The 26,814-nt window shown below is 44.1% G+C and carries 27 protein-coding genes; 3 read left to right on the forward strand and 24 right to left on the reverse strand.

Annotated elements, in window-relative coordinates; genetic code table 11:
• The first annotated feature begins 95 nt into the window (after nucleotides 1-95).
• The gene (locus BUA78_RS20785; protein ID WP_274377366.1) at nucleotides 96-227 is read left to right on the forward strand and encodes a hypothetical protein; all 132 of its coding nucleotides are present in this window, start codon (nucleotides 96-98) and stop codon (nucleotides 225-227) included.
• Here the strand turns inward: BUA78_RS20785 and BUA78_RS02515 are convergent.
• From BUA78_RS02515 to BUA78_RS02530, 4 genes are all read right to left on the reverse strand, one after another.
• Nucleotides 214-1,287 (reverse strand): DUF3866 family protein, encoded by a 1,074-nt coding sequence (locus BUA78_RS02515; protein WP_072910722.1) that lies wholly within the window; start codon nucleotides 1,285-1,287, stop codon nucleotides 214-216. The genes BUA78_RS20785 and BUA78_RS02515 overlap by 14 nt on opposite strands.
• A gap of 96 nt (nucleotides 1,288-1,383) precedes the next feature.
• Complete coding sequence (locus BUA78_RS02520; RefSeq protein WP_072910723.1) at nucleotides 1,384-1,575, reverse strand: hypothetical protein; 192 nt, start codon at nucleotides 1,573-1,575, stop codon at nucleotides 1,384-1,386.
• 43 nt (nucleotides 1,576-1,618) lie between these two features.
• On the reverse strand, nucleotides 1,619-2,752 hold the full coding sequence (locus tag BUA78_RS02525) for a M20/M25/M40 family metallo-hydrolase (protein WP_072910724.1): 1,134 nt from the start codon (nucleotides 2,750-2,752) through the stop codon (nucleotides 1,619-1,621).
• A 242-nt stretch (nucleotides 2,753-2,994) separates the two neighbouring features.
• Nucleotides 2,995-3,336, reverse strand: coding sequence for a zinc ribbon domain-containing protein YjdM (locus BUA78_RS02530; protein ID WP_072910725.1), 342 nt, complete (start codon nucleotides 3,334-3,336; stop codon nucleotides 2,995-2,997).
• Between the two features lie 215 nt (nucleotides 3,337-3,551).
• Between BUA78_RS02530 and BUA78_RS02535 the strand changes: the two genes are divergently transcribed.
• Complete coding sequence (locus tag BUA78_RS02535; protein WP_072910726.1) at nucleotides 3,552-4,226, forward strand: uracil-DNA glycosylase; 675 nt, start codon at nucleotides 3,552-3,554, stop codon at nucleotides 4,224-4,226.
• Between the two features lie 154 nt (nucleotides 4,227-4,380).
• Here the strand turns inward: BUA78_RS02535 and BUA78_RS02540 are convergent, their stop codons facing one another.
• The 9 genes from BUA78_RS02540 to steA all read right to left on the reverse strand — a co-directional run bounded on the left by BUA78_RS02540 (nucleotide 4,381) and on the right by steA (nucleotide 11,479).
• A complete protein-coding gene (locus BUA78_RS02540; protein WP_072910727.1) occupies nucleotides 4,381-4,935 on the reverse strand; it encodes a 2-oxoacid:acceptor oxidoreductase family protein in 555 nt (184 codons plus the stop codon).
• Nucleotides 4,936-5,685 (reverse strand): thiamine pyrophosphate-dependent enzyme, encoded by a 750-nt coding sequence (locus tag BUA78_RS02545; RefSeq protein ID WP_072910728.1) that lies wholly within the window; start codon nucleotides 5,683-5,685, stop codon nucleotides 4,936-4,938.
• Nucleotides 5,686-5,688: 3 nt separating this feature from the next.
• Nucleotides 5,689-6,753 carry a 3-methyl-2-oxobutanoate dehydrogenase subunit VorB gene (locus BUA78_RS02550; RefSeq protein WP_072910729.1) on the reverse strand — a complete coding sequence of 355 codons (1,065 nt, stop codon included), beginning with the start codon at nucleotides 6,751-6,753 and terminating at the stop codon, nucleotides 5,689-5,691.
• Nucleotides 6,750-6,968 carry a 4Fe-4S binding protein gene (locus BUA78_RS02555; RefSeq protein WP_072910730.1) on the reverse strand — a complete coding sequence of 73 codons (219 nt, stop codon included), beginning with the start codon at nucleotides 6,966-6,968 and terminating at the stop codon, nucleotides 6,750-6,752. Before BUA78_RS02555 ends, BUA78_RS02550 begins: the two co-directional genes overlap by 4 nt.
• Nucleotides 6,969-7,029: 61 nt before the next feature.
• On the reverse strand, nucleotides 7,030-7,725 hold the full coding sequence (locus tag BUA78_RS02560; RefSeq protein WP_072910731.1) for a nucleotide-binding protein: 696 nt from the start codon (nucleotides 7,723-7,725) through the stop codon (nucleotides 7,030-7,032).
• A gap of 93 nt (nucleotides 7,726-7,818) precedes the next feature.
• Nucleotides 7,819-8,655, reverse strand: coding sequence for an MraY family glycosyltransferase (locus BUA78_RS02565; RefSeq protein ID WP_072910732.1), 837 nt, complete (start codon nucleotides 8,653-8,655; stop codon nucleotides 7,819-7,821).
• Nucleotides 8,656-8,748: 93 nt separating this feature from the next.
• Nucleotides 8,749-9,456 carry a glycosyltransferase family 2 protein gene (locus BUA78_RS02570; RefSeq protein ID WP_072910733.1) on the reverse strand — a complete coding sequence of 236 codons (708 nt, stop codon included), beginning with the start codon at nucleotides 9,454-9,456 and terminating at the stop codon, nucleotides 8,749-8,751.
• Nucleotides 9,413-10,342 carry a copper transporter gene (locus BUA78_RS02575; RefSeq protein ID WP_072910734.1) on the reverse strand — a complete coding sequence of 310 codons (930 nt, stop codon included), beginning with the start codon at nucleotides 10,340-10,342 and terminating at the stop codon, nucleotides 9,413-9,415. Before BUA78_RS02575 ends, BUA78_RS02570 begins: the two co-directional genes overlap by 44 nt.
• Nucleotides 10,343-10,357: 15 nt before the next feature.
• Nucleotides 10,358-11,479, reverse strand: coding sequence for a putative cytokinetic ring protein SteA (gene steA / locus BUA78_RS02580; protein ID WP_072910735.1), 1,122 nt, complete (start codon nucleotides 11,477-11,479; stop codon nucleotides 10,358-10,360).
• 319 nt (nucleotides 11,480-11,798) lie between these two features.
• On the opposite strand from steA, the gene BUA78_RS02585 reads away from it, so the two are divergent.
• Complete coding sequence (locus BUA78_RS02585; RefSeq protein ID WP_072910736.1) at nucleotides 11,799-11,987, forward strand: hypothetical protein; 189 nt, start codon at nucleotides 11,799-11,801, stop codon at nucleotides 11,985-11,987.
• A 50-nt stretch (nucleotides 11,988-12,037) separates the two neighbouring features.
• Here the strand turns inward: BUA78_RS02585 and BUA78_RS02590 are convergent, their stop codons facing one another.
• The 11 genes from BUA78_RS02590 to recN form a co-directional block, all read right to left on the reverse strand.
• Complete coding sequence (locus BUA78_RS02590; RefSeq protein WP_072910737.1) at nucleotides 12,038-12,883, reverse strand: MBL fold metallo-hydrolase; 846 nt, start codon at nucleotides 12,881-12,883, stop codon at nucleotides 12,038-12,040.
• Nucleotides 12,884-13,021: 138 nt separating this feature from the next.
• A complete protein-coding gene (spo0A, locus tag BUA78_RS02595; RefSeq protein WP_072910738.1) occupies nucleotides 13,022-13,792 on the reverse strand; it encodes a sporulation transcription factor Spo0A in 771 nt (256 codons plus the stop codon).
• Nucleotides 13,793-13,954: 162 nt separating this feature from the next.
• On the reverse strand, nucleotides 13,955-15,325 hold the full coding sequence (spoIVB, locus tag BUA78_RS02600; RefSeq protein WP_072910739.1) for a SpoIVB peptidase: 1,371 nt from the start codon (nucleotides 15,323-15,325) through the stop codon (nucleotides 13,955-13,957).
• 364 nt (nucleotides 15,326-15,689) lie between these two features.
• On the reverse strand, nucleotides 15,690-16,490 hold the full coding sequence (gene yqeB / locus BUA78_RS02605; protein WP_072910740.1) for a selenium-dependent molybdenum cofactor biosynthesis protein YqeB: 801 nt from the start codon (nucleotides 16,488-16,490) through the stop codon (nucleotides 15,690-15,692).
• 217 nt (nucleotides 16,491-16,707) lie between these two features.
• A complete protein-coding gene (locus BUA78_RS02610) occupies nucleotides 16,708-18,987 on the reverse strand; it encodes a xanthine dehydrogenase family protein molybdopterin-binding subunit (RefSeq protein ID WP_084082281.1) in 2,280 nt (759 codons plus the stop codon).
• A gap of 13 nt (nucleotides 18,988-19,000) precedes the next feature.
• Nucleotides 19,001-19,486, reverse strand: a complete 486-nt coding sequence (locus BUA78_RS02615) for a (2Fe-2S)-binding protein (protein ID WP_072910742.1) — start codon at nucleotides 19,484-19,486, stop codon at nucleotides 19,001-19,003.
• A gap of 42 nt (nucleotides 19,487-19,528) precedes the next feature.
• Nucleotides 19,529-20,392: an FAD binding domain-containing protein gene (locus tag BUA78_RS02620; RefSeq protein WP_072910743.1), complete on the reverse strand. Its 864-nt coding sequence runs from the start codon at nucleotides 20,390-20,392 to the stop codon at nucleotides 19,529-19,531.
• Between the two features lie 325 nt (nucleotides 20,393-20,717).
• Nucleotides 20,718-22,169 (reverse strand): sigma-54-dependent transcriptional regulator, encoded by a 1,452-nt coding sequence (locus BUA78_RS02625; RefSeq protein ID WP_084082282.1) that lies wholly within the window; start codon nucleotides 22,167-22,169, stop codon nucleotides 20,718-20,720.
• Nucleotides 22,166-23,845, reverse strand: coding sequence for a GAF domain-containing sensor histidine kinase (locus BUA78_RS02630; RefSeq protein ID WP_072910744.1), 1,680 nt, complete (start codon nucleotides 23,843-23,845; stop codon nucleotides 22,166-22,168). Before BUA78_RS02630 ends, BUA78_RS02625 begins: the two co-directional genes overlap by 4 nt.
• A gap of 1 nt (nucleotide 23,846) precedes the next feature.
• The gene (locus tag BUA78_RS02635; protein WP_072910745.1) at nucleotides 23,847-24,989 is read right to left on the reverse strand and encodes an iron-containing alcohol dehydrogenase; all 1,143 of its coding nucleotides are present in this window, start codon (nucleotides 24,987-24,989) and stop codon (nucleotides 23,847-23,849) included.
• A gap of 123 nt (nucleotides 24,990-25,112) precedes the next feature.
• Nucleotides 25,113-26,813, reverse strand: coding sequence for a DNA repair protein RecN (gene recN / locus BUA78_RS02640; RefSeq protein ID WP_072910746.1), 1,701 nt, complete (start codon nucleotides 26,811-26,813; stop codon nucleotides 25,113-25,115).
• Nucleotide 26,814: the final 1 nt, after the last annotated feature.

A 26,814-nucleotide genomic window follows, 5' to 3' on the forward strand; every position in this document is an offset into this window, starting at 1 on the left:
TGCCCTTATGCATGTCGGAAAGTTTTTACTTTTCGATATGCTAAAAACAAAAGCCCCTTCATATACTGTCCCATAACCAGCGGGGAGGGACAAACATGAATCAGATCTACGTCTATGCAAATAAAATCTATTTCCTGGCCAAAGCTAAAGATTTATGTAAACTAATCAAGCAATCTGCAGGGCAGTATCATACCGTACAGGAACTCATCAAGGCTAAATTAAACTAGCCACATAGACCCCGGCCGCCCCCGCGGCCAAGAAAAATTCCGGGTCCTGCTCCACGTGGCGGCCCATGGTGGTTACTTTCACCTGATAATCTGCCAATGCTGCCAAGGCTGGCTGCCCCTCGATAATGGCAACATCATGTTTGTGGGCGATGGTACTTTCTTCCACTTGTTGCAGCACTAACTCCAGCTTCTCAGGTACAAGTTTAGGCAGCACTACCGTGGCCTTAGTTAAGGCAATGGTGCCTAGGGCCGTACGACTGTGGTGGCTCAACCCCCGGTGACGCTCCCGGGCATCGGCAAAACTTATTCTAGGTATGGCAATGGGTTTACCTTTTAAGAGATTAACGGCATTAATAATTTCACCTTGCTCAACACCGGTAAAACCAAAACGGGAACCACTTCCCACAATGCCTGGCCCCATAGCCACCAGAATGACATCTGCTCCCAGAACATGTTTGCAGGCTAGCAAACCCGTATAAACGTTGATGGCTTCCAGGTCACCGCCAAAGGCGTGTCCGCAAGTTACTGTGTGCTGAATTAACCCCTTTTCCCGAAGCTCCCAAACCAGACGAGACAGTGTCAGCGGCAAGGCAGCTCCATCGGTCATTAAATACACTACTTTGAGCTGCTTGTTCGCTAGTTTTTTCAGGGCTGCGGCAGCCGGAGCCAGCATACTGTGCAGGGTACCGATAATCACAGGCGTACCCTCTAAAGAGTTTGCCTGCTGCATCAACTCTGCATAGGGACTGTCCTGTTCTTCCACTGAGAGAACTTTTACCTGGTAGGGGGTATAACGCAGCTTCATAATGTGTCCTGCTTCAGGCACATCTATTTCAGTATTAGACAAGTTGGCCAGAACAAAATGGGCACCCCCGGTGCCCAACTTTTTATAAACAGCGGTGGTATTTAAAATTACTTCATCACCGGCAACCACTTCTCCAGTTAAAGAGTCATAATTAACAGCCTTTTGAAGTCCACCTTCCAGCTCAACCAACAATTCACTAATGCCGGTCCTTTGGGAGGTTATTTTTTGCACCACACCGCGACGCATACGGATCAAAGGAAGACACCTCTTTTCGAAGTTCGACAGAGCAACAAATAGCCTGTTTATGTTAACTAAAGCGGGACCACAGAGGAATGCAATCCGAGGGCTTAATTAGCTGCCCTTATCTATTTTACGTTCTACATTTCTTAAGCGATGATTTAAATCATCAATCTCTCTTCTTACTTTCGATGTGCCTCTAAAAGCCTTAACCAAAAAGTAAAAAATCACACCCATTATTGCCAGAAGGACAACAAAATTAAATAACTGTGCAAGTAGTGTACCATTAAACCCCATACTCTCCATCTACTCACTCCTTATCACAGAATCGTCATCCACGCAGAATAGCCTATTCTTTAAATTCCTGTGCTGTTTTTATAATTTCCAGCACAAATCTGGCGTTATTGAGCAAGTTTTCTTCGGTGATAAACTCCTCGGTGGTATGCACTTTGGACATGCCGGTACCTAAGTTGGCACAAGCAATGTTCTGCCCGTTGAAAATATTAGCATCACTGCCACCACCGGTTTGACCAAGAAAAGGTTTTAAACCAATCCGTTCGGCAGCTTTAACGGCAATCTGCACCGGTAAGGCATCGGGAGCTAAATCAATGGGATCGTATTCTTTGACCACCTCGATCGCTGCCTTCGCTCCCAGTCGTTCCGCAGCCTGTCTAAGCTCCTCCACCATATGATCAATTTGTGCTTTCGCTTTGCTTGGGTTGATGCTACGTGCTTCCCCTTGGATCGTTACTTGTTCTGGCACAATATTGGTGGCGACTCCGCCGGAAATCAACCCGATATTCGAAGTTGTTTCTTCATCAATACGGCCCACTTTCATCCCGGCAATCCCTTGAGAGGCCACCACAATGGCATTGATACCTTGCTCCGGGGCAATACCGGCATGGGCAGCTTTCCCTTGCACGGTAGCTTTCAAACTATATTGCGTAGGGGCCTTCGTAATGATTTCTCCGGCCGGGCCACCACTGTCCAACACAAAACCTAGGTTAGCTTGTAGGCGACTGTAATCCAAGCCCTTGGCACCCTTAAGACCAATTTCTTCCCCTACGGTAAAGACCACCTGCAAACCACCATGTAAAATACTCTGTTCCTGTAAAACCCTTAGACTCTCCATAATGGCAGCAATACCCGCCTTATCATCGGAGCCAAGAATGGTATTTCCCGCAGAAGTAATCATCCCGTTCTGCCGTATCGGTTTAACCCCTTGACCAGGCTTTACCGTGTCCATGTGAGCCGAGAACAACAACAAGGGACCTTGGCCACCGTTGGCTGGTAAGGTAGCAATAAGGTTACCGGTTCTCTGACCCACCTCCACGTAAGAACCTGCTTCATCTTCAAACACCTGCAAACCCAGAGCGTTGAGTTTATCCTTTAAGAGGTCGGCCAACTGCCGTTCTGCCCCAGATTCACTGTCCACCTGAACTAACTCAAGAAATTCTTCTATTAATCTTTCTGCTTTAATCAAAGAGGACACCTCCACAATGATATCTCTTAAACAACTTAACCAAATGATAACTTTCTTAGAACAATATTGCAAATTAAAGTTTCCAAACTGCCATATTAGAAAAACTTGTCTCTGCCAAGTCTTTAGACGCCGGCGGAGGCTTAGTTTGCCCTTATGCAAATCAGAAGTTTTTATACTTTCTAATTTGCGAACAAAAACAAGGAGCTGTCCCAGCGGACAACCCCTCTTGTAGTAATTTTTCTTTACAGCTTTCTAACAAATTCAGATTTTAATTTCATAGCTCCAAAACCATCAATTTTACAATCAATATTATGATCTCCCTCAACCAAACGTATATTTTTTACCCTTGTGCCTATTTTTAAGGCGGATGAACTCCCTTTTACTTTCAGGTCTTTGATTATCGTTACAGAATCACCATCGTTTAAGATATTTCCATTTGCATCTTTGACAACATTTTTGTCTTCACTATTGTCAGTCCCTACTTCTAAAGTCCACTCATGACCACATTCTGGACAAATCAAAAGACTTCCATCATCGTATGTAAATTGCGAATTACATTTTGGGCAATTAGGTAAATTACTCATAATCTCACTTCTCCATTCATTATGTTAATTGTATATGCCTATATTCTGCCATATTCTGTATTGATTTGCTACCTTTTATACAATACAATAATTATCGACTTTAGGATGACACAGTTATTGTGCATCATTCCCTATAAGGTGGACTACGTCATGTTTTTGCAAATATTGATTAACTACATTCATTATAGTTGATATAATAAATGAGGGTGATAAAGATGCAAATATTGAAAAATGATTGGCATGAATTATTAAAGGATGAGTTTCATCAGGAATATTATCAAGAGCTGAGAAAGCATTTGATCCAGGAATACCAAACCCGAACCATCTATCCTGATATGTACGATATTTTTAACGCACTGCATTTTACCTCTTATCAAGATGTAAAGGTGGTTATCCTGGGGCAAGACCCCTACCATGGCCCGAACCAAGCCCATGGCCTGAGTTTTTCTGTCAAACCCGGTGTACCGGCCCCACCCTCCTTGCAAAATATCTTTAAGGAATTGCAGAGTGACCTTGGTTGCAGTATCCCTAACCATGGTTACCTCAAAAAATGGGCGGATCAGGGGGTCTTACTCCTGAACACTTCCCTGACAGTGCGCGCCGGTCAAGCCAACTCTCATGCGCAGATAGGGTGGCATCTATTTACGGATAAAGTGATCGCTCTCCTGAGTCAGCGCCAGAACCCTGTGGTGTTTATCCTTTGGGGAAAAAATGCCCAAACGAAACAAAGTATTATCAAGGCCCCTCAGCATTTTATCATAAAATCCGTTCATCCCAGCCCACTTTCCGCTCATGCCGGATTTTTCGGCAGTAAGCCTTTCTCTAAGGCTAACAATTTTTTAGTGTCTCAGGGTAAGGAACCCATTGATTGGCAGATTGAGGATATTTGATCTGCCTTACAAAGCAAAATGATCCACAACCTCAAACCCGTAATGCCGCTTAGAACTCAAAATATATTTTTACATAGCGAGAGGTGCTATCCCTTGTGGGACAACACCTCTCGCTTGCTTTTCCATATCGGTTTGGAATATGGGCCTAGCCATACTACTGCTTATTCTTGAACTCTTTAGCCAGTTGCATACCTTTTTCTAAGGCCTGCTGATTAACAGGAATTAAGTTGTGGCGCCGGGCTGGCAGTACCTTTTTTAAGGATTCCACCACAGCTTCCAGGGAGACAATTCCGGTCAGCTCAATTAAAACCCCCAAAATGATGTTATTAGCTACTTTCGTATTGCCCAGTTCTTCGGCAATTCGGTTGGCCGGGATTTCCAGCACCTGCAAGTCTTGCCGTGTTACCTTTTGATCCACCAAAGAAGAGTTAATTAGAATTAAACCACCTGGCACCACTGATTTTTCAAATTTGTCCAGGGAAGGACGATTCATAACAATGAGCGTAGTTGGCTCTGTTACTAAGGGTGAACTGATGGGTTCATCAGAAATGGTGATGCCACAATTGGCCGTACCGCCACGCATTTCCGGCCCATAGGAGGGAATCCAAGCCACTTGCTTATTCTCAATCATACCCGCATAGGCCAACAATTGACCGGTGGATAGAACCCCTTGGCCGCCAAAACCGGCAATTAATACTTCCTGCAACATTTACTTCACCTCCGCTGGTTCTTTGAAGACACCAAGGGGGTAGTACGGAATCATGTTTTCCGCCAACCACTTAATCGATTCCTTTGGTGACAGTCCCCAGTTGGTGGGACAGGTAGAGAGAACTTCCACCAAGGCAAAGCCTAAGCCTGCTTTTTGAATTTCAAAGGCCTTCCGAATGGCCTTCTTAGCCTGAACGATATGTTTGGGATCATGCACCGATACCCGTGCCACATAGACGGCACCGTCCAGGGTGGCTAGCATTTCACTAACCCGTACCGGTAAACCATTCAGTTCTTTTTCCCGGCCCCGCGGGCTGGTGGTGGTTTTTTGTCCCGGCAAGGTGGTGGGAGCCATTTGGCCACCGGTCATGCCATAGACGGCATTATTTACAAAGATGGTAGTGATTTTTTCACTTCTGGCAGCAGCATGCACAATTTCTGCCGTACCAATGGAAGCCAGATCGCCATCCCCCTGGTAAGTAAACACCGTACGCTCCGGCAGACAACGCTTGATCCCGGTGGCCACGGCGGGTGCACGCCCGTGGGAAGCTTGGAACATATCTACATTGAAATAATCATAGGCAAATACCGAGCAGCCAACGGGACAAACCCCTACGGTATCATCCTGTAAGCCCATTTCATCAATTACCTCGGCCACCAAACGGTGAATAATGCCATGGGTACAGCCTGGGCAATAGTGGAATTGTTTATCCGTTAAGGAATCGGGACGTTTAAAAATTACTTTAGCCATTGACTATTCACCCCCTGCCATGAGTTTTTTGACTTCTGCCAAAACATCCTTGGCCAGAGGTACCATACCACCACTACGGCCATAGAAATGGACGGGCTTCTTGCCGTTCACTGCCAGCCGAACATCTTCCACCATCTGGCCCATGCTCATTTCTACACACAGAAACTTATTAGCATGTGCCGCTGCTTTGGCATACACCTCTGAGGGGAAGGGCCACAGTGTGATAGGTCGAATCAAACCTGCCTTAATACCTTCTGATCTGGCTTTATCCACCACGGATTTAGCGATCCGGGCTGCGGTACCAAAGCCAGTTAAGACGATTTCTGCATCCTCCAGACGGTACTCTTCCCAGCGAGTTTCCTGGGCGGCAATAACATCATACTTAGCAAACAATCTTTGATTCAGCTCTTCGCAGTCCTCGGGTACAATATATAAAGAATTAACAATATTGGGCTTCTTTCTTCCCTTCAAGCCACTGGCAGCCCAAGGTTTTGCAGGAACCTCCGGCAGAGTAACTTCATCAGCCAACTCAACGGGTTCCATCATTTGGCCTAGGATACCATCCCCAACTAACATAACAGGGGTACGGTACTGATCCGCCAAATCAAAGGCGACTTGCATCATATCAATAATTTCCTGCACGGAAGCGGGAGCCAGGACAACCAGCTTATAATCACCATGGCCACCGCCCTTAACAGCCTGGAAATAATCCCCTTGGGCCGGAGCAATGTTGCCCAGTCCCGGGCCACCCCGCATAACATTTACCACTACACAAGGTAGTTCAGCCCCGACCAAATAAGAAATCCCTTCCTGCATCAAACTTAAACCAGGACTGGATGATGAGGTCATGGTCCGAAAACCAGCTCCGGCTGCACCGTAAACCATATTAATGGAAGAGGTTTCGCTTTCTGCTTGTAAAAAAACACCGCCTACCTCGGGCATGCGCTTGGCCAGGTAGTGGGGCAACTCACTTTGGGGGGTGATGGGATAACCAAAGAAATGGCGGCAACCGGCACGAATGGCACCCTCGCCAATGGCTTCGTTACCTTTCATCAGTACTTTACTCAATCCTGCTTCTCCTCCTTCACTACTTCAATTACCACATCGGGACACATCCTTGCACAGATAGCACAGGCCTTGCACTTATCCATTTCTACCACGGTAGCTGGGTGAAATCCCATGGCATTGTAATGCTCTGCCAGGACGATAATTTTTTCGGGGCAAACCGAAATACACAACTCGCATCCTTTGCAGCGTTCTTCTCGGAATGTTACTGTGGCCAACTATATTCCCTCCTTGATTGAATGATTATTTTGTTAATATGGCACCTTGGAAATAAACCTACTACTCTTCGCCAAAGGCTTCTTCCCAGGGAGTCTTCATATAAAATTCTAAAGGTAGAACGGGTACTTCCGGCAGAATGGTTTTGATCTGTGGTACCAGCTCTTGAGGGGACGCCATAAAAGCCATTGGCAGTTCCAGTTGTTCTGCTATTTGAGACACCTTGGTGTAACCTTCTAACATTATCTGGAGATCGGTATGCCTACCTAGATTGGTATTGCTAACCAATCCCGTTACCTTCAGACGGGAGTTTTTTTCAATATCGCCCATAATTTTACAAACACCGGCAAGATCCCTGGTAAAGGGACGGCAGGTGTTAACAACAAAATATAGATCGAAGCGGTCTTCGGTTAAGTACGGTCTGTACGCGCCTAGGGCAATGGCTCCTACGTCATCCCCACCCACATCGCACACACAATATCCCTCAGATGCTTGCAGGGCTCCCCGAATGGCAGGAGTCAGGGCTGGTACATCGGCATTTACCAAATGCCCCGGTGGACAAATTACCTTTAGACCTTGGCTGGCCAGGTTATCCTTGGCCAAGCGGGTACGGAAATACGGATTAATAATATCCAAATCCACCAAAGAAACTTTATCCCCCCGCTGCTGCAGCATACGGGAGAAATTAATGGAGATTTCTGTTTTGCCGCTTCCTAAATTGGCTGTAAATATAGTCACTGGTTTTATGTTAATTTTCATAGAAAAACCTCCGTTATACTATCTTAAATATTTCGTTTTGTCTAACAAAAAAACCTGCCAAAGTTGCACAAAAATTAACCAGCTAAGGGGATTTTATTGATTCCGCCCTAACTGGTCCAGGTAATTTAACATTTTATTTTTTTCTATAATTTTGGTCAAGCTGTATTTTTCGGTCAACAGGTGAAAAGCAATTAAGAAAACCAAATAGCCTAGCTTTGCAGTTTCGGGTAAAACCATAGCTGCCGTAATACCAATGGTTGCCCCTAAAGCATTGGAGCCGGTATCTCCCATCATGGCTTTGGCTTTCAGATCATAGGGTAGGTAGGCCAACAGTGCCCCCACCATAACAGCAAGCCAGCATAGCTGCTGGGAAGGCCAGCCCCCTAAAAATAAAAGTACCGCCCCTAATAGAAAGCCTTTACCAGCCCTACCAGGTCTAAGGTCCAGTAAATTAATAGCATTGATAGAGAGGGCAATGACCAGAGTATTAACCATTACTTGCTGCCAACCGTGACTTACCACCACTGCCACCGCCAAGGAAATCAAGCCGCCCGCCAGCAGTTTTAAGCCGCCGGTAGTTAATTCGCCCTGCAGCATTTTTTTGATATGACCCTTCAAGCCGGTGGCAGCCCGAGAGCCAAAGATATCATCTACCATTCCCAACAAGGTCATAGCACAAATTGCAAACAGAAAAATAAGACCCTCTAAATGCACACTATCCGACTGAAGGATAAGAAACAAAACGGTGGGGGGCAAGACGCTCACGAAAAACAAAAGGCCCGCCCCTACGGGTATATTATCACCTCGAAAATTGGGTCTCACAAAGCCTGCTTCTATAATGAGCTGCAAAATACTGTTTAGGATAAATTTAGCCACCCCAAAAGCTAGTAGGGCAGCCAACAGCATCGGCCAGTAGAAACTTTGAATCATGGAACACCTCACGGAATCATTGGTTACATTATGTAAACCATTAAACTGAAAACTAATGGATATTATTTCCACAAATAATCTAAATAATGCTTGTTACTGTTCAATCTTAGCACGGCTTAGGCCATATTTCATAAAACAACCCGCTAGGACTCTAGCTACATGAACGAACTGTTTCCCCCGGTGCATAAACCCCCTTAAATCCCGGCCTGTCTCAGCGTGGGACATTTGGGTGGCAATTTCTGTTACTCGAAAACCTGCCCGGGCTACTTTAATGGTCAGAGCCACTTCTACGCCATAACCGGAAGCAAAGGGGATCACCTTTTCCAACACACTGCGGGTCATGACCCTTTGACCGGATAGGGGGGCATTAGCCTCCAAACCGGCGTAGTAACGGATACCTTTCCGAGCAAGATTTTTCACCAGACCAAAGCCAGCCTTCTTTTTCGCCTGGGGAAAACGGGCAATGGTCATATCTGCTTGATCTTCTAAAATCGGTAAAACTAATAACCTTGCTTCACGAGCACTAGATCCCAGGTCGCCGTCCAACAGGGCAATGACATCCCCGGTAGCTTTAGCCACACCAACATTTAAAGCACCACCCTTACCCATATTGCGAGGCAGTACAATAACGGTAGCTCCGGCCAACTTAGCCAGCTTAGCTGTCTCATCCGTGGAGGCATCATCCACCACAATCACCTCAGAAACCTCAGCGATATCTAGTACCCCTTTGACAGTATCTGAAATGCGAGCTGCCTCATTATGGGCGGGGATTACCACTGACACCTTGGCCTTTTTGACCATTGCCGACACCCCCAGTCGTATCAAAGGGAGGCAGTAGTTGCTTAGCCGTGGGTTTTACTCCATAATGTCCTGGCTTGTCCGCAATGGCCAGAACCAGAGCCAATTGACCGGGCGCCGATTCCACATTATCAACAGTACTAACTCTCTTTTTTTGGTATGACTTCATGTAAGAATAGGTAACGTTAGTTTCTTCCACGCCAAAAACAGGTAGTTTTTGCTGCAAAAAATAATCCATCATAGGGTAATCCACAATTTCAGTCTTAACCAACGTTTGATCCTGACTTCCACCAATGAATATTACTGCATCAACCGGCACACCATAATCACCGGACAGTTTTAAAAGCTCTGATTGAGACAAGGTATTTAGTAATGCCTGTTTTTCCCCAGTTAAAATGCCTCGGGCAGTCTCCTTGGCTAAAAAACTCATCATGTCATTATCATTTTGATCGTTAATACCTAACTCGCTACGTAACTGTTCTTTATGACCGGTTACGTCAAAACCATCCAGAATAGTGGTTACCGATTGGACCGTCGCCCCAGCCATAGATAGTGTGTTGACAAGATCGTCCCGAAAACCATAGCTGTTTGTTTCCACAATGGCTATTCTTTTCCCCGTTAACTTGCCTGTAATGAGTGGCGGTAAAACTTGTTTTTCAAATTGCCGCTGAATGTTGTTATCAATTTCCAAGTTGTTCGCCCTTGCCTGAACGGCTTCATTCTTTTGCCGTAGTTCCTCCAGTTGGACTTCCAGCCTGTCCGCCAATTGCTTCTGTCGCTCTGCAATAACTTCATTACCCAATACCGCACTGCCAACTAGAATACCAATACCAAGGGCTATAAAAACTGCCACTAACGAAGCAATGTGGTAGCGATAATCTATAATCATAGAGTTAGAGTCCTCCTACACCCCAAGGATTAATCTTACATTTAGTACCAGTAATCTAAACAGTTCTCTGGTGGGCGGGGCCATCGCCACTACAACTGCCAAAGGTACCAGACCGGCTAGCAAAATTTGGCCCACATATTTCATTTTTACACGATTTTTGTACAGTTGGCTAACTCCCTTGGCATCTACCAGGATATCCCCTACTTTTAAGCGTACCAAGAAGGTACTGGCCATGCCCTTGCGACCCTTTTCCAAAAAATCCAACATATTGGAGTGGGTGCCAACTGCCACAATTAATTCGGTACCATTCTCATAAGCTAACATCATGGCAATATCTTCACTGGTTCCGGGAGCAGGAAAAATTCTGGCCTGTTGACCCAAGGCATGAACCCTTTCCATACCCGGTGCTCTACCATCGGGATAGGCATGAACCACCAGTTCAGCACCACAACAAAGGGCTCGGTCAGTGATACTATCCATATCACCAATAATCATATCTGGTTTATAACCAAATTCCAGCAATGCATCAGCACCACCGTCAACACCGATTAGAACAGGATGTACTTCATCAATGTAGGATTTGATGGCGTTTAAGTCTTGCTTGTAATTGTGACCCCGTACAACAATTAGGGTATGTTTGCCCTTAAATGAGGTGGTGACATCAGGGATATTGAGTCCCCCACAAACAAAATCCACTTCATTTCGGGCATAGTCCAAAGTATTATGAATAAAACGCGACAAGACCCGGTCCATACGGCTCCGGGATTCTTCCATGTGATCTTTAACCTGACTAAGTGTTAGCAAATTTCCTTCAGCAATCTTCTGTCCGTTATGCCAGACAACGTTGCCCCGTATCTCCAGTTCGTCACCTTCCCGGATTTCCTCCATGAGGTGATTACCAGCATTATCAAGAATGGAGATACCCGCCTCTAATAGGGTAATCGGCCCCTGGTTTGGGTAATCCTCACTTAATGAGGGGACTGTGTTAACGACAACCTTAACCTTAGCTGCAATTAATGAATCTGCTGCTACTTTATCTAATTCCTTATGACATATAACGGCAATTTCGTTGGCATGTATTCTTTTAGCCAAATCTTTTGTTCTTTTATCGACTCGGGCGATTGCTCTTATACTCATCCACAATACACCACCTTACCACCTTCATTCTAATGTTAATAGTAGGGTAAGTCAAGTATAGCTCCCAAATATTGTAATTTTTTTCCTTTACAGTCTCAATTTGGGTGTTTTTCATCTTGCTATATTCTCTTACGTAAAAGACTTGCTTTTTTATCCTTATGTAACTTAATTTTGTCAGTTTTTCTCTTTCAGGCATTTAGTCCTATTATTATCCATAATACCAATAAGATTATCTTTAAAAACATTGTAGGTTTATAGTATAGTTATCTTACACTTACGATTTGCAAACAGAAAGTAATGTAAGGGGGCGTTTATAATAATGAAAGAAACTATTGATCTAGCAACTCCCGGCATGCTAAATCTGTACTCTCAAGTAAAACTATCAAATTCCACCAGTCAGCCTTTGTTTTCCAAATACGCCAAAGGTTCTATCAATATTGTGCAAAAAAATGGTGGAAGAATGTTTGGTAAATTATTTCGGATAACTAGTTATAAATTATTACATTAAAAGCATCAAACCTATAAAGCACCTCTCATCCGAGAGGTGCTTTATAGGTCCTAGTTCCCATTGTATTGCAGGCTCAAACCAACCCCTACTTCTTTCAGATTTACTACCTTTGATAGTTGAATCTTAGAATGAAGGTCTGTACAGTGACAAGCATGAACTTCCTTAGGCTGTGCTGTCTCTAGATATTTTAGAACACCATCCAGCTGTTGTTTAGCAGGATTCAGCAAATGAAACCCACCGACAACATCCACGACTCTCTCATCATGACAGATCTTCTTAGCATACTCAATAATGTTGCAAATTCCAGCATGTGAACAACCAACTATAATTACTAACCCTTCGGTTGATTTGAACACTAATCCTGTGTCATCCATTAAATAGTCATCCGTAGATTTACACTCCTTAATTACAGAGCCCATTGGGGAGTTAGCTTCATATTTAAACATTCTTGGAATTTCACCAAGGTATACTAGGTTTTCGGTTAACCATACTGGCTCTTTTTGTAAATTCAGTTTAAAGTGATGGGATAGTTTTGTCTTGGATACAATACTTCCTATTTCTCCTACTCCCTCAACTACTTTTGTTTCCAAAACCAAAGGATGTGCCACAACCGTAGGAGCAATTTGAGACTTATGTTCTATCCTTGACTCAGTATATAGGCGTATTAAAGGTTCAAGGCCCCAGGTATGATCCATATGGCCATGGGATAGCACTATGTAATCTAGCTCTTTAAGGTTAATTCCCATCTTCTCAGCATTTCGGATAAAGATATCAGAGTACCCTGTGTCGAATAGAATTTTTTTATTTCCCGTTTGAATAAAGAAAGATAGGCCAGGTTCCGCTAAGAAATACCGATCAATCAGCGTATTATTATCGACTAAAACAGTTAATTTCACTAAGGGTTCACTCCTTGTTAATTTTTATGGCAATTATAATTCTTCCATTATAAAAAAACACCGCTTGTTTAGCGGTGTAATTATTATGGATTATCTCCAAACTAAAAGTGATTACTATTAATCTCAACCGGGAAAATTCTAACTAACTTTACTTTCAATCCGTAATTTATCTGCTACCATGGCAATAAACTCTGAGTTGGTGGGTTTACCACGTTCCAGATTGATGGTGTAACCAAAGAATTTAGTCATCATCTCGATATTACCACGATCCCAAGCCAATTCAATGGCATGACGAATAGCTCTTTCCACACGGCTAGGTGTAGTCTGATACTTTTGTGCAATCATGGGGTAAAGTTCTTTGGTTACGGCCCCCAGAAGATTAACTTCATTAATAACACAAAGGATCGCCTCACGGAGATAATGATAGCCTTTGATATGGGCAGGAACTCCCATTTCATGAATAATATTGGTAACTGCCACATCTAAGTTACGAGGCTTACTGACAGAAATGTACTGACCAACTGCAACACCATCGGCCAATTGACGGATTCTGTTGGCTAAGACAGCAAAATCAAAAGGTTTTAAAATATAATAATCTGCACCCAATTCCACAGCCCGGGCCGTAATGCTTTCTTGCCCAAAGGCAGTTAACATAATTACCTTAGGTTTATGTGCAATAGCACCTGTGGAAAGTTTCTCTAATACACCGATACCATCTAAATGAGGCATAATAACATCCAGCACCATTACATCCGGTGACTGCTGATCTATTATTTCCAATGCCTCCAATCCGTTGTTGGCAATCCCCACTAAGACAAAATCGTCTTGCTGATTGATAAATTCCTTTAATAGTTCACAGAATTCTCTGTTATCATCTGCTAATAATACCTTTATCGCCTTTCTAATCATAATGTAAGACCCCGCCTCCTATTTTTCTTTTCTTTTCTTTTCCATTATCTGGAATATCTTTCTAGTGTCTATAGCTTTCGACAGGCGAGGTATAAACTCCTTCTTTAAAAACGGAAAAATTTACTAAAAAGGTTAAATTAATTCAATTCGACACAAATTTGACTAAAATTTTAAATTTTGATTAATTAAACACGCCACATTACGTCTAGCGTCAAATTCTGCCTTTTTTCTCTCGCTCACATGTTTGGGGAAGGCTCCTGAATCATATAACATCCACTCTGCCATAACTCCATAACCTCTGGTAGGATCATTGACAAAGACATGAGTCACCGCTCCAATAAGCCTACCATCTTGAATTATGGGGCTTCCTGACATACCCTGGATAATTCCACCCGTTTTTTTCAATAGATTTTGATCTGTAATTTGAATAATCATACCTTTCCCTTCGGCACGACCATGTAGATTGATTTGCTCTACAGTAATAGAATATTTCTCAATTTTATTTCCTTGAAGAACTGTATAAATCTCAGCTGGCCCTTCTTTTACTTGATTGGCCATGGCTACCGGAATAGCGTCTTTCATATAAGTATTTTCCGGGGCTTTATCAAGTTTACCGAAAATACCACAGTTTGTATTTTTCGTAATATTTCCTACAATACCTTCTCCCCGCTGGAATACTCCCATTTTTTCTCCAGGTTGTCCCTTTTTACCCATTCTGATTCCCTCAATTTGTGCTCCTACAACCTTGCCTTTACTCAAATTGATGGGACGACAGGTATCAATATCACTGATAATATGACCCAAAGCACCGTAGGATTTACTTTCTGGATCATAAAATGTCATGGTCCCTACACCGGCTGTGCTATCTCGGACAAAAAGTCCTACCCGGTATCGTCTGGTTTCCTTACAGTAAATTGGTGTAATTTTTGTATGGTAAATTTTATGAGAATCCCTGTCCTTGAACTCCATTCCCAGTGCTTTACCATCTTTGCCCATGTTATTAATAAGCTCCTGTGCCTGATTCTCGGTTTCTACTATTTGGTCATTAATTTTTAATAGAGTATCCCCTAACTGAACACCTGCCTCCGCAGCTGGATTATGTCTTTTACCCTGCTCATCCACAATGGCAGATCTACCAACAACCATCACTCCTTCGGATTCCACCATAACACCAACCGCCTGTCCACCGGGAATAACTCTAATCTCCGGCACTACACTGACAGTCATATGTCTAACCGGAATAAAGCCAAGAAGTTTAACCTGCACATCTAACTGACCTGGTGTAGCTGCTACAGGAGTAAGGCTTTCTGTTTTTATCATAGATATCGATTTTTCATTATTTTTAATAGAATACTCTAATAAGTTTTGCTCTACATATTTAGGTAAACCAATGTCAAAACTAAGTTTATCACCTACTGATACTCTTTGTTGAATTGGTAAATGATTTAACATTTGGAACGGGAGCTGAAGACAAAGGCCCAAGAATGCAATAGCCACTAATAATACTGGCGTCTTATTTTTCCGGTAGTCCAAGTACAGCCCCTCCTTTAATTTTATAAAATGATTACTTTCAACACCTCCTGTTAATTTTTAAATAGAAAACGAAGAAAAAGGATAAAAGCAAAATAAATCTGGCGTAATCTTAAGATTACCTCTTCAAAACGCTTTTACTCATCTCATTTCTGCCGAAAATTGCCGAATACAGTACTTTTGCGGGTTTCGAGCATTTTGTAAGTTTTGTTTGTTTTACCTTTTGCATAAAATAAAATTAGTTCAACAGGTTTTGGAAATTTTCAATAAATAAAAATAATAAAAACCGAGGATTTATTATTATCCTCGGTTCACGTATCCACACGGACAGTAATATTCGTATTTTCCAATTCGTTTTTTATGTTAACTAACTAGAATGTCGTTGTAAATATAGAATTGCTTCCAGTACACCTCCACCAATAGCCCGGGCTTTATCAGAAATGGTGAAGCAGTGTTCTAAACAATCCTCCCTAGGGTCGATATCCCCCAGCTTGAGACCTTTATGGACCCACAGACCACCTCGTAATAGTCCCCTTAATACTCCGTTAATGCCTGCGTTTACCGGCTCGCCTCCAACAAAGCCGATAGTTTGACCGGACTGAACAACACTGTTGATAGTCACACAGGGAACGAAAACACCTTCCGCAGGGGATCGCAGCAGTCGTTCCCGGGTATATCCCTCTACCGGACTAGGGCTACCCGTATCCAGTTGGGCTGTCCCATTTAAAATTACTCTACCAAGGTAATGTCCCCGATTGGTTTCGATAACTGCATGTACATCTACCCCGGCAGTAAAGCCAGGACCTAAACCGATGGCAATCGTTGCCAAATTTCTATGCGTACCCGTGTTTCTTTTTGCAATGATAGCGTCAACCAGCACGTCTGGCCTCAGTACCGTTACCTGTTGTCCAGCTGGATCAACTAGTACCGGAATCATCTGTTGTTTAAAGACGTTTGCTATCTCATTGATACCCTTAACCAGAACAGCCGTACTTCCCTCTACCTGCCACCGTCCTTCATAAACCGCTTCTGCAAAGGAAACAGTCCGTCGCACCATGGTTGGCCGAGGAATTTCTGTCATTATCACCTTAAAACCACTGCCGTGTAGTCGGTGGGCGACTCCGGTGGCTAGGTCACCAGCTCCTTTTACCCATACAAGCAGTTCCATTTAGACCAACCTTTCTCAAAAGATAGTAAGGAACTCAAAAACATGGCTCCAGGCAAGTTGCTTTAAATTCTTCTCTGATAATCTTAGTAATATCGTGTGCCAAAATATGGCCAATGGCTTTCTCTACCGGTATCACTTCGGTACGCACTGGGCAGCCCTCCTCTAATTGAAATAGCAGGGACACCTTACGTTGAAGGTGCCCCATGTTTAGTTATTACTACTTACGTTCCTTGAGGGCTCTATATACCCGTTCCTCCGTTAGAGGTATTTCAAAGAAACGAATACCAATAGCATCATAGACTGCATTAGCAATAGCCGCAGCCGTGGCCACTAAACCTGTTTCCCCAACCCCTTTGGCGCCAAAGGGACCTGTAGGGTCCTCTGCTTCCACGATAATGGCCTCTAATTCTGGAATATCCATGGCGGTAGGCAACATGTATTTATGGAACCCATTGTTCAACTGCCTGCCTCGGTCATCATATTTAATTTCTTCACTTAAGGCATAACCGATACCCATGGCCAAGCCACCTTCCAATTGTCCCTCGACAATGAGCGGATGAATCGCTTTACCTACATCATGGGCAGCTACCATTTTGGTGACCCTTACCTTGCCGGTCTCGGTATCCACTTCAACTTCGGCAAAATGGGCCAAATAAGGTGGTGCGTTTTGCGGTATAATGCGGCCAACACCAATGAACTGCTGTCCCCGTAGGTGGGCTTCCATGGCCACTTGCCCTAGGGAGATGTTCTTTTCTTGGGTCAGGGTGGAATAAATAATACCATTCTCGATATCTAGCTCCCCAGGAGTAACCTCTAGCATATTGGCAGCATATTCAAACACTTGTTTTCTGGCATCCTGAGCCGCAGCTACCACCGCAGTACCGGAAGCATAACAGGTTCGGCTGGCATGACTACCAATTTCAAAGGGAGTAGACTCGGTATCTGCGAAGGTAATCCCAACTTGCCCGAAGGCAATACCCATTACTTCAGCGGCCATTTGACTTAATGTGGTGATCGTACCTGTACCCATATCCGGTACTCCACTGGCCACCTGAATAGAGCCATCCTGTTGAACCGTTACATAGGCATTGGAGTAGTCGCCACAGAAGGGCCAAGCATTGGACACGTGGGTACCGATGGCCATACCGATACCCCGACGGATGGTATCACTATCCTGATTTTGCTTTCCCCGCTGATCCCAAACAATGGCCTTAGCGCCCAGATCCATACACTCTTCCAGACCGGAACTCTGGCAGGGATAAGGTAATACCCAGGGTAGACCCGGCCGCATAATATTTTTTCGCCTTATTTCCATAGGATCCATACCTAATTCCTCGGCAATTATATCTACTTGGGAATCCACAGCAAACATGCCTTGAGGATTCCCAAAGCCCCGCATGGCACCAGCCGGGGTTGTATTTGTATAAACACTATGGCCGTCGTACATCTGGTTGGGACAGTAGTAAATGGAAAGGCCCATAGCTCCCAACACCCCTGGAGTTTCTGCGCTCCAACTACAGTAGGCGCCGGAGTTTAAAATACCCATTATTTTACGGGCTGTAAAGGTCCCGTCCTTCTTAACTCCTGTCTTAACTGTCACGTAGCCCGAGTGACGGGTATCGGAAGCAATGAAGTCTTCCTTCCGATCATAGACAACCTTGACAGGCTGTTTGGCCAACATCGCCAAGGCCAGTGCAATGGGTTCAGCCTTAGCCGACAAACCGATACGCACACCAAAACCACCACCAATGTAAGGAGGGTTCAGTACGCGCACCTTGCTGTAGGGCAAGCCAAAAATAGTGGCTAAGATTCTGCGAGACGGGTGAGGTGTCTGGGTGGTGGACCAAACCGTAACCTTACCATCTACAGAAACTTGGGCTACTGCTGCTTGGGTTTCCATCTGAGCCTGTTTTTGTACAGGTAATTTAAAGGTATGTTCGAAGACATAGTCTGCTTCGGCGAAACCCAGCTCAATGTCTCCCATTTCGATATGGATTTTTTCACCGGGAACATTTTTGCCTGCTTCACAATGATGTAGACTGGGGGCCTCTTCTTTCATTGCTGCCAGGGGATCAAAAACAGTGGGCAATAGTTCATACTCAACTTCTATTAATTCTAGTGCCTCTTCAGCTACTTTTTTACTAGTGGCAGCTACTGCGGCTACCTCGTCACCCACGTAACGCACCACAGAGTCAAAAACATATTGGTCTTCTACCGGCTGTAAAGGAGGGATGGTAAAGGTAGAGGTAGCAGAGGTATTAAATTTTACCCTGGGGGTATTCAGATAGGTAGCCACAGCCTTAACCCCTGGCAAAGCCTCTGCCTTGCTGGTATCGATTTTAACGATCCTGGCATGGGGATACGGGCTACGCAATACCTTGCCGTATAACATACCTGGCAGCTTAATGTCGGTGGTAAAGGTGGCTGCACCCATAGCTTTCTCTATCGCGTCCAATTTACGTATATTTTTACCTACCACAGTATAATCTTTCTTCACGGTTTTCCCTCCCCTACTTATCTTTACTTGCTTTCAACTTATCAGCAGCAGCCAGAACGGCTTGCTCAATTTTCACATAACCAGTGCAACGGCAGATATTACCAGCAATAGTCTCTTTAATCTGCAGTCGGCTGGGGGACAGATTGCCATCCAGTAATGCCTTGGCCGACATAATCATACCAGGCGTACAAAAACCGCATTGAATGGCACCATAATCAATAAAGGTTTCCTGTAGGGGATGCATTTTATCACTGGTGCCAATACCTTCAATGGTTTCAACCTCGGCATCCATTGCCTGCATGGCCGGAACAATGCAAGAGTTTACACTTTGTCCGTTCATAATTACAGTACAGGCACCGCATTCTCCCTTACCACAGCCTTTTTTCGTTCCGGTCAAGCCCAATTTATCTCTTACTACATCGACCAAAGTATCACTCGGCGAAACAAGTAGTTCCATAAGCTCGCCGTTTAGCTTAAATTTCAAGATTTTTTTCTGCACCGCAATTCCTCCCTCGAAAGATTAGTGACTATTTACCCTACATTATCTAGCGGTAGTTAACGCCTGCTGTAATGCCCGCCGGACCAGTACCTCTAGCATTTCTTTACGATATTCCGCAGAACCTCGCAGTGCGCTGTCCCGGGGAGTGGCTTCCGAAACAGCTATCTTAGCTGCCTTGGCAATAAGTTCATCGTTAATTACTGCTCCCTGCAGATACTTTTCCGCTTCTAACGCCCGCAAAGGTTTGGGAGCAACCGGTGCCATGACAATGCGGACCCATTCTACTTTGTCTTCGCAAAGTGACAAGACAACTGCCACATTCAGCATGGGTAAAGCCAGTGCACCACGTTGGGCCAACCTGACAAAAGCTGAACCCTGACCAGGCAATAAGGCAGGAAATCGAATCGAAGTAGCCATTTGCTTAGTGGAATCTACCTTTGATTTCCCTACCCCCAGATACATTTCTTCTATAGGTACATAGCTGGTTCCAGCGTCTTCTGTAATTTCCACCACTGCCCCGAGAGCCATCAGAGCTACCGCGGCATCAGCAGCTGGCTGAGCATTGACTACGTTTCCCACCACAGTGGCTGTATTTCTGATTTGCAACGAGCCAACTGAACCGGAAGCCTCGGCTAAGAGAGGAGCTTTGGTCCTAATTAAATCAGAGTTTTTCACTTCACTGTGAGTTACTGCGGCCCCAATGACTATTTGACCATCCATAGACTCAATCTTTTTTAATTCTTTAACCTTGGTAATATCAAGCAAACAACTGGTTGTTATCTTTTTGGCAGAAAGATCTAACATTGCATCGGTTCCACCGGCAATAATCCTAGCTTGGCCTGCATAAGTCTTTAAGCAGACCAAGGCCTCTTCAATTGACGTAGCCAGTATATAGTCTTTTAACACCACACTACCTCCCTTTGTCTCCACTGTCTTTCAGTGGGTATCTTCAGAACTAATTACGCAAGTTTCATGCCATCTTTATTGGAATAGACTGAATAATTTGACTTTAATTAATAATTAGTCCTTGCCGCAATACCCTGAAAGGGCGTAACCTAAAGGTCACAGTAAGCCTAGTTTGCCTTTAGGCATATCGGAAATTTTATATTTTCTGTCCTGAAAAGTAAGCCTATTTTCATTTATCAGTGGTATCACCAAGCAGCATGTTGGTCTGATATGCCAAAAAAACGGCACAAGGCCGAAAAGTCGGCTCGTGCCGTTGAATTATTTACTAACCCCGCTCATTTAGATAATACCTTAATACTCTGGTGGTGCAGTTCATTTCTCTGGCGGCTTGCTCACGATTTCCCTGGGCACGGGCTAATGCCTCCTGAACAATCCTTCGGATAATATAGTACTGGGCCTCTTTAAGCCTTCGGGTGAGGTCATTCAAATCAACCGGTAGGGATGCCAAATTGTCAGCCACTACCTGGGAAAAATGTTCTATTATTTCCCCTGTATCCTCACCAGCTAGCCATGGCAAGCCAGGAGTTTCCTGTTTCCGCTGGTTTATAATGATATCCGGTAGGGTATCTGTTGTAATTTTTCCTCGTTCAGCTAAAACAACGGCCCGAGCCATCACATTGGCAAGTTCTCTGACATTGCCAGGCCAGGGATAATTGAACAGCATTTTCAAGGTCTCAGGTTGAATCAAAACATCTTCCCGAGCATCAAGATAAGGTAGCTTTCTGGCAAAATAGTAGGCCAACAACTCAATATCGCACAGCCTTTCTCGTAAGGGAGGAATTTCAAGAATCACAGCGTTTAAACGATAATACAAGTCCTCACGAAATTTTTTTGAGGCAACGGCTTCCGCCAAGGGTAGGTTGGTGGCAGCAATTACTCTGATATCCGTCCTCTGAAATTTCTCGCCGCCTACGGGCAAGTATTCGCCACTTTCCAGTACTCGTAGCAGCTTGACTTGAATACCCGGGCTGGCATCCCCAATTTCATCTAAAAACAAAGTACCACCATTGGCAATTTGGAATATTCCCTTACGGGCACTCTGAGCACCGGTGAAAGAACCTTTCTCATGGCCAAACAATTCGCTTTCCAACAGATTTTCCGTAAAAGCCGCACAGTTTACCGCAATGAAGGGATTGTTGGCCCTGGGACTTTGGCTGTGTATATAGCGAGCCACGATCTCCTTACCAACACCTGTTTCTCCTTGAATAAGTACTGTTAAATTTTTATTGGCAATCTTCTTGGCTAAATCAAGTATTTTTATCAAAGGGCTGTCCTGGCAACAAATGAAACCGTTGTCCGCTAGTTCCTCAACCATATGGGTATGTTTTTGGTTAGACATACATTCTGTTTCTTTAAGGGCTGCTTCAATTAACCGCTCTACATCAGTAATCTCTTCAAAAGGCTTTTCAACATAGTCGTAAGCTCCTAATTTGATTGCATCTACCGCCGTTTTTACGGTACTATAGCCAGTCATAATGATAACTTGGCACTGAGATTGTTTGGCCTTGATCTGTTCCAGCAATTTAAGGCCATCGGTATCTGGCAGCCTTAAATCAACTAAGGCTAAATCAAAGGACTGTCTGTTTAGCTGCTGCAGCATCTCCTGGCCAGTGTACGCAGTGCTCACATGATAACCTTTATCGTCAAGCAAAAAAACAAAAAAATTGCATACTTCCACTTCATCATCAACCACTAAAACATTTATTTGACGCTTCACTTGGCTCTCTCCTTCTCACCCAGGGGAATAAGCAAACTAAAATTGCTTCCCCTACCGGGCTCGCTCTGCACTACAATTCGCCCTCCATGGCTTTGAGCTATACCAAAACTTACTGAAAGCCCTAAACCAGTTCCTTTGGAAATATCCTTTGTAGTAAAAAAAGGATTAAATATCTTTGCCAGATGTTGCTTTTCTATGCCACACCCATTGTCCTTAACAGAAACAAAGGCCTCAGTTAACCCGCTTTCTCTTTTAAGACAACCCGTGGTTACGTTAATTACACCCTCTGACAAGCCTTTTAAAGCATCTCTGGCATTGAGCAGTAGATTAACAATAACTTGTTCCAACTGCTGCTGTTTCCCCAACACGGTGGATAAATTGGGATGAAGCTGCGTGGTTATTTTTATATTACTTTTATTTATTTGATACGAGACAAGAGCCAGACTATTTTCCACAACCTGGTTCAAGTGGACCTCTTCAAGGTTACATTGTTCCTGACGGGAAAAGGTTAACAAGTTTTGAATAATCCTTTTGCACCGGGAACCGCAATTCTTAACATCTACCAACAGAGGGTAGCCCGGGTGTTCTTGTCCTAAACGACGTAATAAAATCTGGGCATTGCCCAAAATAGCTGTTAAGGGGCTATTCAGCTCATGGGCTACCCCGGCGGCCATCTCCCCCACCGCGGCTAATTTGACTGAATGGATAAGCTGGCCCTGCATATGGATTTGTTCCGTAACATCCTTGGTGTAGTTGACTACCCCCACAACCTGGGCAGCCTCATTGACAACCGGGAAGGCATAGACATCAAGTATCCGAGATAATTCACGGGTTATTTGTTCGTAGGCCGGCTTACCGATGTTTAAGGCCTGCCTGGCCGGACAGGGTTCGCACGGTTGGCTGTCGTCACTAAATACGTCATAACATTTTCTTCCTAATAACTGGCGATAGTCGATACCCTTGAGTTGTGCCTTATTAATATTCATAATTGCAAAATCACTATTGATTGTGTAGAGGGTATCTGGGACAGCGCGAAATGTTTCTTCCCATGCCCTTTGATTTTTCAATACCTCACCATATAATCTACTGTTCTGAAGGCAAACAGCCAATTGATCTGCTAGCTGTTGAACAAAAACAAATTCACCCGGAGAATAAGCAAAGGTTCTTTTGCTGCCAAAATTCAAAGTACCAATTACCTCATCTTTAATTAACAGTGGTGCCATAATCGCTGAGCGTATACCTACCTTTTTAAGCTCACTATCCTCCCCATATGTTTCTGGATCGTCCCAGATATTTTGCCGCAGGAAACATTTTTTCTCTGCCATGGCACGCCAGGGAGCCGATTTTTCTTGGGGCAATACCGTTCCTACCCCTAAAATCACCTGTTCCCTGGGGATACCCGATTTAATCACCAGTTGTTCCCCGTCCAGCAGACAAAAGCTTAACAGGTCATAGGGAATTACTTCTTTAAGGGGTTCTGCCACCCGGTCGATAATCTCATCATACGACATGGCCACAGTAATACTGCGGGCAATCTGATTGATGATTGCCAATCTTTTATTTTGCTTGGTCATTTCTTCAATTGTTCGTCTAAGCTCTACGTAATGACTAAGTCTAGTGGAGCGAACACCCGTGAGCTTATTTAATAAATCTTGATCATATATTGGTTTGTCCATTTTAGTAGGCCCTTCTTAATATCTCAGTAATATTGTTCATTTGGATTTTCCTGGGATTTGTTACCAAGCACACATCCCGAATAATATTTTGAGCTAAAATAGGGTATAGCTTACTATTAATACCCAGTTGGGAAAGCTTGTCCGGTAATTCCAATTCAGCAAATAAATTTTTAAAGGCACCTATTACTTTCTTTGCACCATCATCTACGGAGGTAACTTTTTCGCCCATAGCTTCGGCTACTCTGGCATACTTTAGTTGATTGGCAGGTAAATTAAATTCCACCACATGGGGTAGTAAAACTGCGTCCACTACACCAGCCGGTATGTCTAACCAACCACTGATCTGGTGAGTCATGGCGTGTACAGCTCCTAATATGGCATTGGAAAAGGCTAGTCCTGCATGGAGATTGGCCATAGCCAGACACCCGTGAACCTCCTTACTGCGCGAGCCATTCTTTACCAACCTAAGGGTATCTGCGACTAATTTGATGGCATTTAATGCATTTAAATCAGAGAGCGGAGTAGCTACTCTGGAAACATAGGCTTCGATGGCATGCGTCAATACATGCACCCCGGAATATATCATCACTTTGGTATCCAAGGTTGCCAACAACTCAGGATCATGTATAGAGATATAGGGTATCAAGGACTTGGAAACGAGGGTCATTTTCCGCTTCTCCGGTGCATTTAAGATAATGGAAAACTGGGATACCTCAGAACCGGAACCAGCTGTGCTGGTAATGGCTATCATCGGTGGCAACGGCCGTCTGATACTGTCAATCTCTTCATAATCAGAAAGCTCACCACCATTGGATACTAGCAAAGCTACCGCTTTCGCTGCATCGATTGGGCTGCCACCCCCAATAGCCAGCAAAGAATCACAGCCATTAGCAATATACTTATGCGTCCCGGTATAAATTTCGTAGTCCTTGGGGTTTGGTGATACATCCTTCCACACTACATACTCCAGGCCATTGTCAGATAAATTTTCTAATGCCTGCTGTAACCACCCACTGGCTTGTACACCCTTGTCCGTTACCACAAAAATACGCCGTGCCCCGAGTTGGCTAGCACTCAAGCCACATTCTGATAGAGTTCCTGGTCCAAAAATAATTTCTGGTGAAACAAATTTAAAAACATTCATTTTCATACCTCAATAATCTGCTGAATATTTTAAAAATTTACTATTTTATTTAAATTATACCACTTTAATTAACTTTAAAAATAATAAAACCGAGGCTTGGTTATCTAGCCTCGGTTTCTAAAATTAAGTATTTTGTTTATAAACTGCAGACATTTTAAGCATTTGACTGGCGTGGTTTTTTACCACATCGGTTATTTCCCTGCCTGCCAGCATGCGAGCTAATTCAGTTACTCTGCCTGCCTCATCCAAACGATCGACAGATGTTCTGGCATGCCCGTCTTCCACAGACTTACTAATTAAATAATGCGTATCGGCAAAACAAGCCACTTGGGGTCCGTGGGTAACACAAATAACCTGCTTGCTACCGCCAATGTGAGCCAGTTTTTCGCCAATGGCTTGTAAGGCCTTGCCTCCTACGCCGGTATCTACTTCATCAAAAATAAGGGTAGGTACTTCGTCCAATCTGGCTAACAAAACCTTTAGTGCCAACATGATTCTGGAGAGTTCACCGCCCGAGGCTATTTTTTGCAGTGGCCGCGGCGGTTCCCCTGGGTTCGGTGCTATCAAAAATTCGATTTCCTCTAACCCCTGGGAAGATAGGTCTGTTCTTTGTTTTATTCCTACTTTAAAGGCAAGGCCTTTCATTTCCAGGTAGTTTAACTCCCTGGCTACATCTTCCTCCAACTTACCAGCGGCTTTTCGACGCAGCTTGCCGAGTACTGTAGCTTCCTTATGCCACTCCTTTGCCAAGGCAGTGATATTTCTTTTTAACTCCTCAGCCCTGTCCGAACTGTTGGCTAAATGATCTATTTCCACCAACGCTGTATCTTTAAAAGCCAATATTTCTTCCACGGTGGAGCCGTATTTGTATTTTAGTTGCTTAATCAGTGAGAGCCGATGCTCAATTATATCCAACCGCTCGGGACTGTATTCTATCTTGTCGCTGTAGGAAGAGATTTCCCTGGCCACATCTTCTAGCTGGTACAGGGCACTTTCTACCATCTCTAGTAGGCCGCTGAGACTTTCATCTATCTGACACAATTCTCGTAGAGAGGAAGCAGCCATACCCACTGTTTCTACCGCGGGTTTGACTCGGGCTTCGCCTCCATATAAGGAGTGGTAAATTTCTCCGGCTAAGCGGGAAATTTTCTCTGAGTTAACCAACAGGCGACGCTCATTGAATAACTCCTCTTCTTCCCCCACTGTCAGTTCTGCTTTATTGATTTCCTGCACCTGGAAAGTAAGCATGTCCAAACGTCTGGCTAACTCCCGGGCACTCTTCTCCAGTTCTGCCAATTGGGCAGTTGCTTCTTTCCATTGCTGATAAATCCCTTTGATTTTTTGAACTTGGCTTAACAGCTCCCCACCGCCTAACCTATCCAAAAGCCAGCGATGCCTATCTTGGTTGAGCAGAGTTTGTTGTTCGTGTTGACCCAACATATCCACCAACCCAATACCTGCTTCTCGGTAGACGCTAAGATTTGTCAGGCGACCGTTCACCCGGCATACATTTTTGCCACTACGGGCCAATTCCCTAGAAAAGATCAGTAACGGATCTTCTTCGCAATCGATACCTAGTTCAGCTAATCGTTGTTTCACAAAGGGCAATTCGGAAACATCAAAGGTGGCTTGTACAACCGCCTTTTCTCTGCCAGCCCGGATAAAATCAGACGAGGCACGACTTCCCAGGGCTACTTGTAAAGCATCAATGAGCATAGATTTACCAGCGCCAGTTTCACCGGTAACCACACTGAGACCTTTTTCAAAGGTTACCTCAATATCATCAATCAAAGCAAAATTTTTAATATACAATGAATGGAGCACG

The organism is Desulforamulus aeronauticus DSM 10349 (genome assembly GCF_900142375.1).
Taxonomy (GTDB): Bacteria; Bacillota; Desulfotomaculia; order Desulfotomaculales; family Desulfotomaculaceae; genus Desulfotomaculum; species Desulfotomaculum aeronauticum.